Here is a 13,316-nt window from a genome sequence, read left to right as displayed (position 1 = left end):
GCCGCAGGCACTGAGTTCACGCGGTGCCTTTGGGCTTGCGCTTCACGAATTCCAGAATCTCGCCCACGATGCCCCGGCGGAACAGCAGGACGCAGATCACGAAGATGATGCCGATCAGAACCGTTACGGGGAATTGCGACGAGGCGAGATAATTCTGCAGGGCGATGACCAATCCCGCGCCCACGATGGGGCCGATCATGGTGCCGATGCCGCCGAGAAGAGTCATGAGGATGACTTCGCCCGACATCTGCCACTGCACGTCGGTGAGGGTGGCGAATTGGAAGACGATCGCCTTCGTGCCACCCGCAAGACCTGCCAGTGCAGCGGACATGACGAAAGCGCCGAGCTTGTAGCGGTCGACCCTGTAGCCGAGAGAAATGGCGCGTCTCTCGTTCTCGCGAATGGCTTTCAGGATGTTGCCGAACGGCGAGTTCACAATGCGCCAGATGGCAAAGACGCCGAATAGGAAGATCGCAAGCGTGACGTAATACATCGCACGCGGCTCGTTGAGATCGATCAGGCCGAGCAGATGTCCGCGGGGCACGCCCTGAATGCCATCCTCGCCATGGGTGAAGGGCACCTGCAGGCAGATGAAGGCGAACATCTGGGAAAGGGCGAGGGTGATCATGGCGAAATAGATGCCCTGACGGCGGATGGCGAGAAAGCCGATGACGAGCCCCAGGACCGCGGCGCCGGCTGCACCGAGAAGAATGCCGGAAAGAGGCTCCCATCCCCAGACCTTGACCGCATGCGCGGTGAAGTAAGCCGCCCCTCCGAAGAACGCGGCGTGGCCGAAGGACAAAAGGCCGACATAGCCGATGAGCAGGTTGAACGCGCAGGCGAACAGCGCGAAGCACAGAATGCTCATTAGGAAGACGGGGTAGAGGAAGAACGGGGCGGCGACCAGGGCAGCGATTGCAATCGCGACCAGCACGAGCGACGTGGTCCGCAGCTTGGGCTGATCAGCCAGATATTGGGTTCCGACAGCCATGATGTTACTCCTCCCGCCCGAAGAGGCCGGCCGGCCTGATGAGCAGAACGATGGCCATGATGACGAAGATAACGATACTCGAGGCTTCCGGATAGAAGACCTTCGTCAGGCCCTCCAGCACCCCGAGCATGTAGCCGGTCACGATCGCGCCGAGGATCGAGCCCATGCCGCCGACCACGACCACGGCGAAGACGATGATGATCAAGTTCGAGCCCATCAACGGGCTGACCTGATAGATGGGTGCCGCCAGCACTCCGGCCAGGGCGGCAAGCGCAGCCCCTAGGCCGTAGGTGAGCGTCAGAAGCAGCGGCACGTTCACGCCGAATGCCTGAACGAGCGTGGCATTCTCCGTGGCAGCGCGCAGGTAAGCGCCGAGCCGCGTCTTCTCGATGAGAAGCCAAGTGCCGAGGCACACGAACAGGGAAGCCGCAACCACCCAGCCGCGGTAGATCGGCATGAACATGAAGCCGAGGTTGAGCGCACCGGTCAGCTGAGCCGGAGGCGCATAGGGCTTGCCCGCCGCGCCGAACCAATGGCGAAACGCGCCTTCGAGGATGAGCGCCAGACCGAAGGTCAGCAGCAGGCCATAGAGCGGATCGAGGCCGTAAAGACGCCGCAGCATGAAGCGCTCGATGACGATTGCCACGGCACCGACGATCAGGGGCGCCAGGATGAGGGCGAGCCAATAGCCGATGCCCGCATAGGTCAGCAGGAGATAGGCGGTGAAGGCGCCCAGCATGTATTGGGCGCCGTGGGTGAAGTTGATCACCCGCAGCAGGCCGAAGATCACCGCCAAGCCGAGGCTGAGCATGGCGTAGAAGGAGCCGTTGATCAGCCCGATGAGGATCTGCCCATAGAGGGCAGGGGCGGGAATGCCGAAGATAGTGCTCATACCTTACACTCCCAGCACTTCTTGAAGTTCGTCCATGCGCGCATCGAGCTCATGGCCCGGGAAGGAATTGACGATGCGCCCATCCTCCATGAGGTAGAAGCGGTCGGCGACCTTCCGCGCGAAGCGGAAATTCTGCTCGACGAGCAGAATCGTCATGCCCCGATTCTTGAGGGCGACAAGAACGTCGCCGATGCGCTGAACGATGACGGGAGCAAGGCCTTCTGTCGGTTCATCGAGCAGGATGATCTTCGCTCCGGTGCGCAGGATGCGGGCGATCGCCAGCATCTGCTGTTCGCCGCCGGAGAGCTTCGTGCCCTGGCTCGAGCGGCGTTCGTGAAGGTTGGGAAAGAGCGTGTAGATTTCCTCCATGCTCATTCCGCTTTCCGAAACATTCGGCGGCAGCATGAGGTTTTCAGCCACGTTGAGGCTCGCGAAAATTCCGCGCTCCTCCGGCACATAGCCGATGCCGGACTGGGCCACCTTGTGGAGAGGAAGGCCGAGGAGATCCTGTCCGCGCAGGCGGATCACGCCCTCGCGGCGACGCAGGATTCCCATGATAGCGCGCAGGGTCGTGGTCTTGCCCGCGCCGTTACGCCCGAGCAGCGTTACCGTTTCGCCTTCGCGAATGTCCAGGTCCACGCCGTGGAGAACATGGCTTTCTCCATACCAGGCATTCAGCCCGCGAATTTCGAGGAGAGGCGCGTTACTCATGCTCGGTCCCCATATAGGCTTCGCGCACGCGCGGGTCGGCGCTCACAGTGTCATAGGAGCCGTCGGACAGAATTTCTCCCCGTGCCAGAACGGTCACGCGGTCGCACAGATCGGCGACGACGTTCAGATTGTGCTCCACCATCAGCACGGTGCGGCTCTTGGCGACGCGCCGGATCAGGTCGGCAATCCTCCCGATATCCTCGTGGCCCATTCCCGCCATCGGCTCGTCGAGAAGGAGCATGGCGGGATCGAGAGCGAGCGTCGTGGCGATCTCAAGCGCGCGCTTGCGCCCGTAGGATAGTTCGGAGGCCGTCAAATGCGCGTAGGGAGAGAGATTGACGGCATCGATCAGTTCCATCGCGCGCTCGTCGAGAGCCGAGAGGCTGCCGGACGACAACCAGAATTGCGTCGCGAGACCTTTGGGTCGCTGAAGCGCCACGCGTACATTGTCAAGGACCGAGAGATGCGGAAACACGGCGGAGATCTGAAACGATCGCACGAGGCCGAGGCGCGCGACCTCTGCAGGCTTCATGCGCGTGATGTCGGTCCCGCGAAAGAGAATCTGTCCGCGTGTCGGTGTGAGAAACTTGGTGAGGAGATTGAAGACCGTGGTCTTGCCGGCGCCGTTCGGGCCGATCAAGGCGTGGGTCGTTCCTTCGTTGACGGACAACGTCACGTCCTTCACGGCGACGAAGCCGCGAAACTCCATGGTGAGGCCTGTGGCGCTCAAAATCGGTTGAGTACTGACCATCTGTGGGCCGCTGATCCCGAACGATGAGAGAAGATAAAAGGGGCGGGGACGGTGCGCGCCATCCCCGCCTCGTCGTTTACGAGCTTACTGCGTGAGCTGACAGCCGCTCTCGGAGGCCTTCATGTAAGCCTGGTCGCCCGGGATCGTGGCGAGCTGCTTGTACATGTCCCATTCGCTCTTGCTCTCCTCCGGCTTCTTCACCTGGAAGAGGTACATGTCATAGACCATGCGGCCGTTGGGCAGCACCTTGCCGTTCTTGGTGAAGGCATCCTGGACCGGCATTTCATGAAGCGCTTTTGCAACGGCTTCCGTCTCGTCCGTTCCGGCCTTCTGAACAGCCTTCAGGTACTGCATCACCGTGGAATAGGTGCCCACATGGATCATGTTGGGCATCTTGCCGGTCTTCGCCTGGAAGCGCTTGGCGAAGGCACGGTTCTCGTCGTTCTGATCCCAGTACCAGCCCTCCGTGAGCGTCAGGCCCTGCGCGGCCTGCAGGCCCAGGCCGTGAACCTCGGCGAGGGTGAAGAGAAGCGCCGCCAAGCGGGTGCCGCCCTGGGTGATGCCGAACTCAGCGGCCTGCTTGATGGCGTTCGCCGTGTCGAGGCCCGCATTGGCCAAGCCGATGACGTTGGCTCCGGAGCTCTGCGCCTGCAGCAGGAAGGACGAATAGTCCGTCGCCGCCAGCGGGTGGCGGACGGACCCGACCACCTGACCGCCCTTAGACTTCACAAATTTGGAGGTCTGCTCTTCGAGGGAATAGCCGAAGGCATAATCCGCGGTGAGGAAGAACCACTTGTTGCCGCCGTTCTCCACCAGCGCGCCGCCGGTTCCCACGGCCAGGGCGTGGGTGTCATAGGCCCAGTGGAATCCGTAAGGGGAGCATTGCTTGCCGGTGAGGTCGGTCGTGGCCGCACCGGTCGTCATGGTGATCTTCTTCTTTTCCTTGGATAGTCCCTGGACCGCGAGCGCAACGGACGAGGTGGTCAGCTCCATGATGGCATCGACCTTTTCCGTGTCGTACCATTGGCGGGCGATGCTGGAGGCCACGTCGGGTTTGTTCTGATGGTCGGCGTTCACGATCTCGACCGGGGCGCCGAGCACCTTGCCGCCGAAATCCTCGACGGCCATGCGGGCGGCCTCGACGGACGACTTGCCGCCGAAATCGGCATAAACGCCGGATTGGTCGTTGAGGATGCCGATCTTCACCACGCCGTCGGAGACCTGCTGGGCATAGGCCGCCTGCGCCGCCACTGTGCAGCTTAAGGCGAACAGAATGGGCTTGAGAACTCGCATCGTCTTCCTTCCCTTTGTTGTCTGGAGGGCAGGTTGGTCCTGCCATGTATCGGACCGCATGGTGGAACCCCCCATGAGGCCGGTCAAGACAAGGTAACGGCGCTAGATGTCTTAGCAATGCGAGGAGAGTTCATCCTTAAGTCGCAAAACCTTCCCGGGTGCACGGATCGGCAGAGGGGGTACCTTACTAAACGACAACCCAGACCGGCGTACAAGGTGGTGTTCATGACGCGCCGGAGCGCTTATATCCGTTCCATCCTTTCCTCACCTAGGCTGGAGTTCTCCATGACAGCTCACAATCCTCCGGAACGTCGCGCGCCTGCCCTGAAGGATGCGTCCCTGCTGGTCTCTCAGGCCTATGTGGCGGGCGAGTGGGTGGATGCCGAAGGCGGCAAGACCATCCCGGTCACCGACCCCTTCGACGGGGCCCTCATTGCGCATGTGCCGGATCTCGGGGCGGACGCCGCCCGCCGCGCCATCGACAAGGCGCACGAGGTGCAGAAGGCCTGGGCCAAGCGCACCGCCAAGGAGCGCAGCCAGATCCTGAAGAAATGGTACGATCTCATCATCGAGAACGCCGACGATCTGGCGCTCATCCTCACCACCGAGCAGGGCAAGCCGCTCGCCGAGGCCAGAGGCGAGGTGATCTCGAACGCGGCCTACATCGAGTGGTTCGCGGAAGAGGCCAAGCGCATCGACGGCGACATCATTCCCGGCTCCAATCCTTCCCAGCGCATTCTGGTGCTCAAGCAGCCGGTGGGCGTATGCGCGGCGATCACGCCTTGGAACTTCCCTAACGGCATGATCACCCGTAAGGCCGGCCCTGCGCTCGCCGCCGGCTGCACCATGGTGCTCAAGCCCGCTGCCCAGACGCCGCTCTCGGCCCTGGCGCTGGCCGTGCTGGCCGAGCGGGCCGGTGTGCCGAAGGGGGCCTTCTCGGTGATCACCACCAACGACGCCAAGCCGATCGGCGAGGAGTTCTGCCACAACCCGAAGGTGGCCAAGATCACGTTCACCGGCTCCACGGGCGTCGGCCGCTGGCTGATGCGCGAAGCCGGCGACAGCATCAAGCGCCTGTCGCTGGAGCTCGGCGGCAATGCGCCCTTCATCGTGTTCGATGACGCCGATCTCGACGCGGCGGTGGAAGGGGCCACTGCATCGAAGTTCCGCAATGCGGGCCAGACCTGCGTGTGCGCCAACCGCATCTATGTGCAGGAGAGCGTAGCTGAGGCCTTCGCCGAAAAGCTCGCCGCAAAGGCACAGGGCCTCAAGCTCGGTCGGGGCACGGAAGCCGGTGTGACCATGGGTCCGCTGATCGACGACCGGGCCGTGGCGAAGATGGAAGACCATCTGGCCGACGCGCTCTCGAAGGGCGGCAAGGTGCTGGTGGGCGGCAAGCGCTCGGATCTCGGCGGCACGTTCTTCGAGCCGACGGTGGTGACCGGCATCACCCAGGAGATGAAGGTGACCAGGGAGGAGACCTTCGCGCCGCTGGCTCCGATCATCACCTTCAAGGACGAGGCCGACGTGATCGCCATGGCCAACAACACGGAATATGGCCTGGCGTCGTACTTCTATGCCAAGGACATGGCGCGGGTCTGGCGCGTGGCCGAGGCTCTGGAGAGCGGCATGGTGGGCGTGAACACGGCGGCTCTCGCGAATGAAATGGCGCCGTTCGGTGGCATCAAGCAGTCGGGCCTGGGCCGAGAAGGCTCGAAATACGGCATCGAGGGCTTCCTCGAGATCAAGTACATCTGCCTCGCAGGGATCTGACATCCGAGCCGGGCTGCCCCGCAGCCCGGCTTTTTCATTCACGCGCGAAGCGTGATCGCCACCGGCTGATGATCGGAAGCCGTCGTTTCCACATCGACGCGCAGGTCGACAATCCTGTCAGCCAGGTTCTCCGTCACGAAAATATAGTCGCGGCAATGGGGGCCCTGGGGCCATTGCTTGACATCGGCAACGCCGGTCGTGGGCGCATGCGGCGCGGCGCCGTGCCTGACCGTCCACGCATCCACGAAGGACGGAACGCCCGACGCGAAGGGCTTGCGCATCTCGGCATGGAGCGGGTCGTCGGGCCCCAGATTGAAGTCGCCGCAGACGAGGGCGCCAACCGGCGCCGGAAGCGAGCGGTACGGCCCCTCCGACGTGTCGCGATGATCAAGCCTGGTGCGCTTCTCGTGTTCCTCGTGCACCTTGCGGATATGCCCGACTTGAGCGCGCCGGTGCTCGTCCGAATGGTATTCGAGATGGCAGGTCGTGATGCGCACGGGACCGAAATCCGTCGCTACGACGACTTCGAGCGCCTGACGCTGCATGCTCCTGCATTCGGTGGCGGGCCAGGGCAGGATGTGGCTCGTCACCTCCATCACGGCCAGACGCGAGAGGATCATGTTGCCGAAGACCTGCGGGCGCCCATTCCCGTCCCGCCTCTCGACGGCGGGCCGGAAGACGGGCGTGTAGCCCGGCAGGAGAGAGGCGATAATCGCAGGCTGATCCTCGCCACCGTCATGTGGGGCAAATCCGTGCGAGATCTCCTGGAAGCAGAAGACGTCCGCGTCGCTGAGCGCTTTCGCGGTCTCGACGATGCGCCTGAGATCGACCTTGCCGTCGCAGCCGAGGCCCCATTGGATGTTCCAGGTCACGAGCTTCATCAGCGGATTCCCGCACGCATGAAGGACTGAACGAATTGCCGCTGGAACAGGAGGAAAGCCAGGAGCAGGGGCGCCATGGTCATCACGGTGGCGGCCGTGATCACCGACCAGTCGACGCCCGTCTCGGGAGCGCCGAAAACGGCGAGGCCCACCGTGAGCGGACGGCTCTCGACCGAGTTGGTGACGATAAGCGGCCACAGGAAGTTGTTCCAGTGATAGCTCACGGACACGAGGCCGAAGGCGATGTAGGTGGTTTTGCCGAGCGGCACGAAGACGCGCCACAGGACGCCGAAGGAGGATGCCCCTTCCACGCGCGCGGCTTCCACGAGTTCGTTCGGAACGCTCTTGAACGTCTGGCGCAGCAGGAAGATGCCGAAGGCCGAGGCGATGTAGGGCAGGGCGATGGCCGGAATCGTGTCCAGCAGGTTGAGCGCGCTAATCACACGGTAATTCTCGACGATCAGCACGTCCGGCATGATCATGAGCTGCACCAGAACAAGGGCGAACAGAACGTCGCGCCCGAAGAAACGGAAACGTGCGAAGGCGTATGCTGCGAGCGTCGAGACGACCAGCTGACCCGCGAGCACCAGGGTCACCAGCATCAGGGTGTTCAGATAGTAGCGCGCGAAGGGCGCCTGGTGCCATGCGCGCACGAAGTTGTCGAGCGTCAGAGGCGCCGTGATGTCGAAACGCGTCGCATATTCGGAGGGATGGAACGCGCTCCACAGGCTGTAGGCCAACGGCAGCAGCCACAGGAGCGCGAGGATCCAGGCGGCGATGGTTTCGACCGAGTGGCTTTTCTGTCTCATTGGTAGTGAATCCTGCGGTCGAGGTAGACGAATTTGGTGAGTGCGACACCCGCCAGGATTGCGATCAGGGTGACCGTCAGCGTTGCGGCGAACGCGGTGTCCTGGAAGGTGAATGCGACTTCATAGATGTAATAGAGCAGGAGCGAGCTCGCGTTGTTTGGGCCGCCTTTGGTCATGATGACGAGCTGATCGACGAGCTTGAAGGAATTGATGAGCGCGTTGATCGAGATGAACAGGGTCGTCGGCATCAGGAGCGGCAGCGTCACGCGGCGGAAGAAATACCACCGGCTCGCACCTTCGACCTCCGCGGCTTCCTTCAGCTCGGGCGGGATGGTCTGCAGCGCCGCGAGATAGAAGATCATGAAGAAGCCTGCTTCCTTCCACACCACCATGACGGCAAGGCAGCTCATGACGGTCGACGGATCACCCAGCCAGTTGTGGCCGGAGAAGCCGAGGCTCTTCAGAAACTGGTCGAGCAGGCCGTAATCGGGCGTGTAGAAGAACAGCCAGATATTCGCGACCGCGATCATCGGCAGCACGGTCGGGGTGAAGAAGGCGAGGCGCAGAAAGGAGCGGCCGGCCATCTTCTTGTCGACCCACACAGCCATGAGGAGGGCGAGCGCGATGCTGGTCGGAACGGTCGCCAGCGCGAAGACGATGTTGTTGCGCAGCACCTGCCGGAAGACGTCGTCCTCCAGCATGTAGGTGTAGTTCTCAAGACCCACGAAATTCGCTTCGCCGCCGCGGCTCAGCGAGAAGAAGCTGTGATAGAGCGTCGCCAGAATCGGATAGTGGGTGAAGGCTGCCAGGAGAACGATGGCGGGCAGCAGAAGCAGCCAGGCATTGACGTTCGTCAGCCACGCCTTGCGTCTGACGGCGTTGGGCTCGGCGGCCCTCATGACGGCGGATACCATCGTTGTCTCCTGCGGAATCGAACGATGTGCTGCGGCAGGAAGTCCGCCGCAGCACACGAGGTCGGATTATTTGTAGCGGCTCAGAACGCGCTCGGACTGCTTCTGGGCGCTGTCGAGAGCTTCCTGCGGCGTCTGCGTGCCGGTGACGGCTGCCTGCACCGCATCGTTGACGATCTTGTAGATGCGCCCGTTGTCGTGAACCGACAGCTCGGCCACCGCATGCTCCAACTGGTCGCGGGCCACGATCGCCTGGGGGAAGTCCTTGACGTAGGTCTTCATGACGTCGGTCTCGTAGGCCGCGGGCGTCACGGCCACATAGCCCGTCTTGATGCTCCAGTCAGCGGCGCGCTCGGGAGCGGTCATCCAGCGGATGAACTTCACGGCAGCCTGCTGCTGCTCGGGAGAGGCGCTCTTGAAGACGTAGAAGTTGCCGCCGCCGGTGGGAGAGCCGCGGCGCTCCTTGGCCGGAAGCATGGCGACGCCGAAGTTGAACTTCGCGCCTTCCTTCACCGCCGTCAGGTTGCCGGTGGTGTGCCACATCATGGCCGTCTTGCCTTCAAGGAAGTCCGTGCGCAGGGTGCCCCATTCGACGGCGCCCTTCGGCATCACGCCTTCCTTGGCCGAGAGGTCGACCCAGTACTGCAGGGCCTCGACGGTCTTGGGCGCATTGAAGGAAACCTGGTTTCCGGCCTCGTTCATGAGCTTCTGGCCGTTCTCGATGGCGAGCGCCTGGAGCATCCAGTAGCCGTAACCCGTGGAGGGAATCTCGACGCCCCAGCGGGTCACGTTGCCGGATGCGTCCTTCTTCACGAGCTTCTTCGACATCTCGGCCATTTCGGCCCAGGTTGTCGGCGGCTTCTCGGGATCGAGGCCTGCTTCCTTGAAGGCGTCCTTGTTGTAGTAGAGGACGATGGTGGAACGCTGGAACGGGATGCTCCAGGTCTTGCCCTCGACGCGGCCGTTTTCCATGAAGGCCGGGTAGAAGCTGTTGAGCCAGTCCTTGTCGGCGCCGGGGATCTCGTCGATCGGCACGATCGCCTTCTCGTCCATGAGCGTGAAGAGATCGGTGGAGAACAGAACCGACAGCTGCGGCGGCTGGCCGCCCTTCATGGCCGTCATGGCCTTCGTCATCGTGTCGGTGTAGTTGCCGGCGTAAACGGCCTCGACCTTGATGTCCGGGTTCTCTTTCTGGAACTTCTGCACCATGTCGTCGATGACCTTCGTGACAGGTCCGCCGACGGCGACGGGATAATACATGGTCAGGTCGACCGCGTGAGCGATGCTGGCGCTCAGGCTCGCCGCCGTCATGAGGCCTGCCGTGAGCAGGGCTTTCGTCTTGAACTTCATTGTCCTCCCCCTTCGGGTCTTAGAAGCCACGCGCCGGCGGACAGGATGGCCTCCGGCGCTCTTTCAGAAGAAAGCCTCACTGGGGCAGGGCGTTGCCCGCACGACGCTTTCCGCTGTCCCTGTCAAACAGATGTATGTGACGGTTTTGCCACCCGAGCGCGACTTGTGCACCGGCGGGCAACGCGCAATAGCCGGTCTGGCGAACCGAGACGGTTTCGCCTTTCACGTCGCAGAGGACGATGCTGTCCGCGCCGAGATACTCCACCGCCTTGACGGTGGCGGGAATGCCGCCGTTCTCCACGATGGTGACGTGCTCCGGCCGGATGCCCAGGACAGCGCCGTCCTGCCAGGAGATGATGTTCATCGGCGGCGTGCCGATGAAGCGCGCCGTGAAATCGCTCGCGGGCTCATTGTAGAGCTCGTGCGGTGCCCCGTTCTGCTCGATATGTCCGTCGCGCATCAGAATCACGCGGTCGGCCATGGTCATGGCTTCGGTCTGATCGTGGGTGACATAGACCATGGTCATGCCGAGCCGCTGCTGCAGGCTGCGAATTTCCGTGCGCATCTCGTGGCGCAGCTTGGCGTCGAGGTTCGACAGCGGCTCGTCCATGAGGCAGACGGGAGCCTCGGCGATGATGGCGCGCCCCAGCGCGACGCGCTGGCGCTGTCCGCCCGAGAGCTGGGACGGCTTGCGCTCCAAAAGGTGGCTCAAGCCCACGATGTCCGCCACCTTTTTGAGGCGCGCGTCGCGTTCCGCGCGCCCGACTCCGCGCACGCGCAGGCCGAAGATGATGTTCTCCGCCACATTCAGGTGCGGGAAGAGCGCATAGGACTGAAACACCATCGAGATGTTGCGCTGGGCCGGCGAGAGATGCGTGACATCCCGTCCACCGATGGTGATGGTGCCGGAATCGACCTCCTCCAGGCCCGCGATCAGGCGCAAGGTGGTGGACTTGCCGCAGCCCGAAGGGCCGAGCAGGACCAGCAGCGTACCAGCATCCGCCTTGAAGCTGATGCGATTGACGCCGCCGACGCCGCCCCAGGTTTTCGATACTGCGTTGACGACAATCTCGGACATCGGCGTGATCCTTGAGACCCTGATTGGAAAGCGTATTAGCCCTTGGAGGCAAGGAGAAGTTCGGCCAGTTCGGCGAATCCGTCTCCTGAATGCCCCTTGGCGATGTAAGCCGGCTTGTTCTTCAGCCGGTGCTCGAAAGCGTGAATGTTGGCGACGCCGACGCTGAGCGGAAAGGCGGCGAACATGGGCTCGTCGTTCGGCGAGTCTCCCGCATAGATGACGGATCTCTTCGCCTCTTCCCAGTCCAGGCCGAACGCGTCGGCCAGGAGCGTCTTGGCCATGCTGAGCTTGTCATAGTCGCCGAACCAGCCATTCACATGGATGGAGCTGACCTTGGCCTGCGCGCCGTGGCGCTCGAAGATCGCCACGATCCGATCCACCTCGGATTCCGGGAGCGGCGGCACATCCTCGCAGAAATCGATGGCGAGGTCAGCCAGCCGATAGGCTTGATCGCTGGCGAGCGCCGATCCGGGAACGGAGGCAAGTACCTCTTTCTCGATGGCGTCGAGCTTGGTGCGATTGCTTTTCAGTTCGGCGGCGGCGGCCCAGAAATGTTGGTTCATCGTCTTCCGCTCGCGATCATAGCGGAAATAGAACGCGCCGTTCTCGCCGACGACGGCATCCACCGGCCACATGCGCGCGATGTGATCGCACCAGCCGGCCGGGCGGCCGGTGACGGGAATCACCAGGAATCCGGCGCGCTGCAGATTTTCCAGCGCCGCATAGGCGGAGGCCGTCAGCATGCCTTCAGTCGTGATGGTGTCGTCGATATCGGTGAGGACGACGCGAACGGAACGCGCCTTCTCCAGCGGGAGCTGAGAAAGAGGGATCATGCCGCCGCTCCCTGCACGAGGGAACGGGGAGAGCGCGGGCCAGTCACTTGCATTCGCGGGCGATTCCTTTTCGGGCACTTTCGGGCCCTTGTGTGAAGCCTAGATGACGGAATTTGGGGGATCAAGCATACAAATGTGGGATGTTCCAACACTTTTGATTAAGTTACGATATTCTTGGCTGTGAATTGGAGAGTTCCGTCGTGTCTTTTCCTGAAGGCAAGAAGGCCGCGCGCCAGCGCCTCATCGTGGCCGAGCTGGGATTGAGCCCCGCCGTGCGAACGTCGGATCTCGCCCGCAGGCTCGGCGTCTCGGCGGAGACCGTGCGGCGCGATATCGAGGAACTGACCCAGAGGGGCCTGGTCAGCCGGACCTATGGGGGTGCGGCTGGACGGCAGCTCGGCCTCCAGCCGGTCTTCCAGGACCGCAACACGCTTGCGGTGGAAGAGCGCGAGGCCATCGCGCGGGTCGCCGCCGAGCTGGTGAAGCCGGGCGACGTGGTCATGATCGACTCGGGCTCGACCACGGCCCGGTTCGCGCATGTTCTTGCCGCAACAGTCGAGAGAATCACCGTCATCACCAATTGCTTCGCCGTCGCCAACGCCCTGGTGTCGCAGAACAGCGTGCGGGTCCTGTTCTGTCCGGGAGATTTCTGGGCTCATGAACGGGGCGTCTACGGATCCGAAACCTGTGCCTTCCTGCAGCGCTTCAATGCGGACATCGCCTTCGTGGGCGCCAGCGGCCTCACCCTCGAAGGGCCGAACGACGTCGAGACCCAGGCCTGCTGGGTGAAGCGCACGATGATTGAGCGGGCGGAGCGCAGGGTTCTTCTCCTCGACGGGTCGAAGTTCAACCGGCGCCATCTCGAACTCGTCTGTCCGATGGGGCAGCTCACCGACATCATCACCGACCGCTTGCCGGATCCGTCACTCGTCGACAGGATCGCGGCCGCGGATGTGTCGTTGCATCTCGCGGGCCAGAGCAGGCCTGTCGCCGTCGAGGCATGATGACAGCGAAGCGTCGCCGGGTCTTCACGAAATCGATTT

13 protein-coding genes are annotated in these 13,316 nt (G+C 62.9%); 2 read left to right on the top strand and 11 right to left on the bottom strand.

Going from position 1 to position 13,316, the window contains the following annotated elements:
• Window positions 1–16 precede the first annotated feature (16 nt).
• The 5 genes from ACS5Q0_RS15300 to ACS5Q0_RS15280 form a co-directional block, all read right to left on the bottom strand.
• Entirely contained in the window at window positions 17–991 is a 975-nt protein-coding gene (locus tag ACS5Q0_RS15300) for a branched-chain amino acid ABC transporter permease (RefSeq protein WP_473127509.1), read from the bottom strand.
• 4 nt (window positions 992–995) lie between these two features.
• A complete protein-coding gene (locus tag ACS5Q0_RS15295; protein ID WP_473127508.1) occupies window positions 996–1,883 on the bottom strand; it encodes a branched-chain amino acid ABC transporter permease in 888 nt (295 codons plus the stop codon).
• A 3-nt stretch (window positions 1,884–1,886) separates the two neighbouring features.
• A complete protein-coding gene (locus tag ACS5Q0_RS15290; RefSeq protein ID WP_473127507.1) occupies window positions 1,887–2,594 on the bottom strand; it encodes an ABC transporter ATP-binding protein in 708 nt (235 codons plus the stop codon).
• Window positions 2,587–3,345 (bottom strand): ABC transporter ATP-binding protein, encoded by a 759-nt coding sequence (locus ACS5Q0_RS15285; RefSeq protein ID WP_473127506.1) that lies wholly within the window; start codon window positions 3,343–3,345, stop codon window positions 2,587–2,589. The genes ACS5Q0_RS15290 and ACS5Q0_RS15285 overlap by 8 nt, the downstream gene beginning before the upstream one ends.
• An 84-nt stretch (window positions 3,346–3,429) precedes the next feature.
• Entirely contained in the window at window positions 3,430–4,638 is a 1,209-nt protein-coding gene (locus ACS5Q0_RS15280; RefSeq protein WP_473127505.1) for an ABC transporter substrate-binding protein, read from the bottom strand.
• A gap of 285 nt (window positions 4,639–4,923) precedes the next feature.
• Between ACS5Q0_RS15280 and ACS5Q0_RS15275 the strand changes: the two genes are divergently transcribed.
• Window positions 4,924–6,411: an NAD-dependent succinate-semialdehyde dehydrogenase gene (locus ACS5Q0_RS15275; protein WP_473127504.1), complete on the top strand. Its 1,488-nt coding sequence runs from the start codon at window positions 4,924–4,926 to the stop codon at window positions 6,409–6,411.
• Window positions 6,412–6,449: 38 nt separating this feature from the next.
• Here the strand turns inward: ACS5Q0_RS15275 and ACS5Q0_RS15270 are convergent, their stop codons facing one another.
• The 6 genes from ACS5Q0_RS15270 to ACS5Q0_RS15245 all read right to left on the bottom strand — a co-directional run bounded on the left by ACS5Q0_RS15270 (window position 6,450) and on the right by ACS5Q0_RS15245 (window position 12,273).
• Window positions 6,450–7,292: an endonuclease/exonuclease/phosphatase family protein gene (locus tag ACS5Q0_RS15270; RefSeq protein WP_473127503.1), complete on the bottom strand. Its 843-nt coding sequence runs from the start codon at window positions 7,290–7,292 to the stop codon at window positions 6,450–6,452.
• The gene (locus ACS5Q0_RS15265) at window positions 7,292–8,101 is read right to left on the bottom strand and encodes a carbohydrate ABC transporter permease (protein ID WP_473127502.1); all 810 of its coding nucleotides are present in this window, start codon (window positions 8,099–8,101) and stop codon (window positions 7,292–7,294) included. Before ACS5Q0_RS15265 ends, ACS5Q0_RS15270 begins: the two co-directional genes overlap by 1 nt.
• A complete protein-coding gene (locus tag ACS5Q0_RS15260) occupies window positions 8,098–9,015 on the bottom strand; it encodes a carbohydrate ABC transporter permease (RefSeq protein WP_473127501.1) in 918 nt (305 codons plus the stop codon). The genes ACS5Q0_RS15265 and ACS5Q0_RS15260 overlap by 4 nt, the downstream gene beginning before the upstream one ends.
• Window positions 9,016–9,081: 66 nt before the next feature.
• Window positions 9,082–10,362 carry an ABC transporter substrate-binding protein gene (locus ACS5Q0_RS15255; protein ID WP_473127500.1) on the bottom strand — a complete coding sequence of 427 codons (1,281 nt, stop codon included), beginning with the start codon at window positions 10,360–10,362 and terminating at the stop codon, window positions 9,082–9,084.
• A gap of 76 nt (window positions 10,363–10,438) precedes the next feature.
• Window positions 10,439–11,440 (bottom strand): ABC transporter ATP-binding protein, encoded by a 1,002-nt coding sequence (locus ACS5Q0_RS15250; RefSeq protein ID WP_473127499.1) that lies wholly within the window; start codon window positions 11,438–11,440, stop codon window positions 10,439–10,441.
• Window positions 11,441–11,475: 35 nt separating this feature from the next.
• The gene (locus tag ACS5Q0_RS15245; protein ID WP_473127498.1) at window positions 11,476–12,273 is read right to left on the bottom strand and encodes an HAD family hydrolase; all 798 of its coding nucleotides are present in this window, start codon (window positions 12,271–12,273) and stop codon (window positions 11,476–11,478) included.
• A gap of 200 nt (window positions 12,274–12,473) precedes the next feature.
• Here ACS5Q0_RS15245 and ACS5Q0_RS15240 point away from each other — a divergent pair, with 200 nt between their 5' ends.
• Window positions 12,474–13,277 (top strand): DeoR/GlpR family DNA-binding transcription regulator, encoded by an 804-nt coding sequence (locus ACS5Q0_RS15240; RefSeq protein WP_473127497.1) that lies wholly within the window; start codon window positions 12,474–12,476, stop codon window positions 13,275–13,277.
• Window positions 13,278–13,316: the final 39 nt, after the last annotated feature.

Source organism: Microvirga sp. HS2 (assembly GCF_055792805.1).
The sequence above is the reverse complement of the archived record's forward strand: the minus strand, read 5'-3'. Positions and strand labels throughout refer to the sequence as shown.

Coding starts and splice junctions, on each gene's coding strand:
- ACS5Q0_RS15245 (WP_473127498.1), bottom strand. CDS start 12,273: ATGATCCCTCTTTCTCAGCTCCCGCTGGAGAAGGCGCGTTCCGTTCGC.
- ACS5Q0_RS15270 (WP_473127503.1), bottom strand. CDS start 7,292: ATGAAGCTCGTGACCTGGAACATCCAATGGGGCCTCGGCTGCGACGGC.
- ACS5Q0_RS15285 (WP_473127506.1), bottom strand. CDS start 3,345: ATGGTCAGTACTCAACCGATTTTGAGCGCCACAGGCCTCACCATGGAG.
- ACS5Q0_RS15280 (WP_473127505.1), bottom strand. CDS start 4,638: ATGCGAGTTCTCAAGCCCATTCTGTTCGCCTTAAGCTGCACAGTGGCG.
- ACS5Q0_RS15260 (WP_473127501.1), bottom strand. CDS start 9,015: ATGGTATCCGCCGTCATGAGGGCCGCCGAGCCCAACGCCGTCAGACGC.
- ACS5Q0_RS15290 (WP_473127507.1), bottom strand. CDS start 2,594: ATGAGTAACGCGCCTCTCCTCGAAATTCGCGGGCTGAATGCCTGGTAT.
- ACS5Q0_RS15300 (WP_473127509.1), bottom strand. CDS start 991: ATGGCTGTCGGAACCCAATATCTGGCTGATCAGCCCAAGCTGCGGACC.
- ACS5Q0_RS15250 (WP_473127499.1), bottom strand. CDS start 11,440: ATGTCCGAGATTGTCGTCAACGCAGTATCGAAAACCTGGGGCGGCGTC.
- ACS5Q0_RS15265 (WP_473127502.1), bottom strand. CDS start 8,101: ATGAGACAGAAAAGCCACTCGGTCGAAACCATCGCCGCCTGGATCCTC.
- ACS5Q0_RS15255 (WP_473127500.1), bottom strand. CDS start 10,362: ATGAAGTTCAAGACGAAAGCCCTGCTCACGGCAGGCCTCATGACGGCG.
- ACS5Q0_RS15295 (WP_473127508.1), bottom strand. CDS start 1,883: ATGAGCACTATCTTCGGCATTCCCGCCCCTGCCCTCTATGGGCAGATC.
- ACS5Q0_RS15275 (WP_473127504.1), top strand. CDS start 4,924: ATGACAGCTCACAATCCTCCGGAACGTCGCGCGCCTGCCCTGAAGGAT.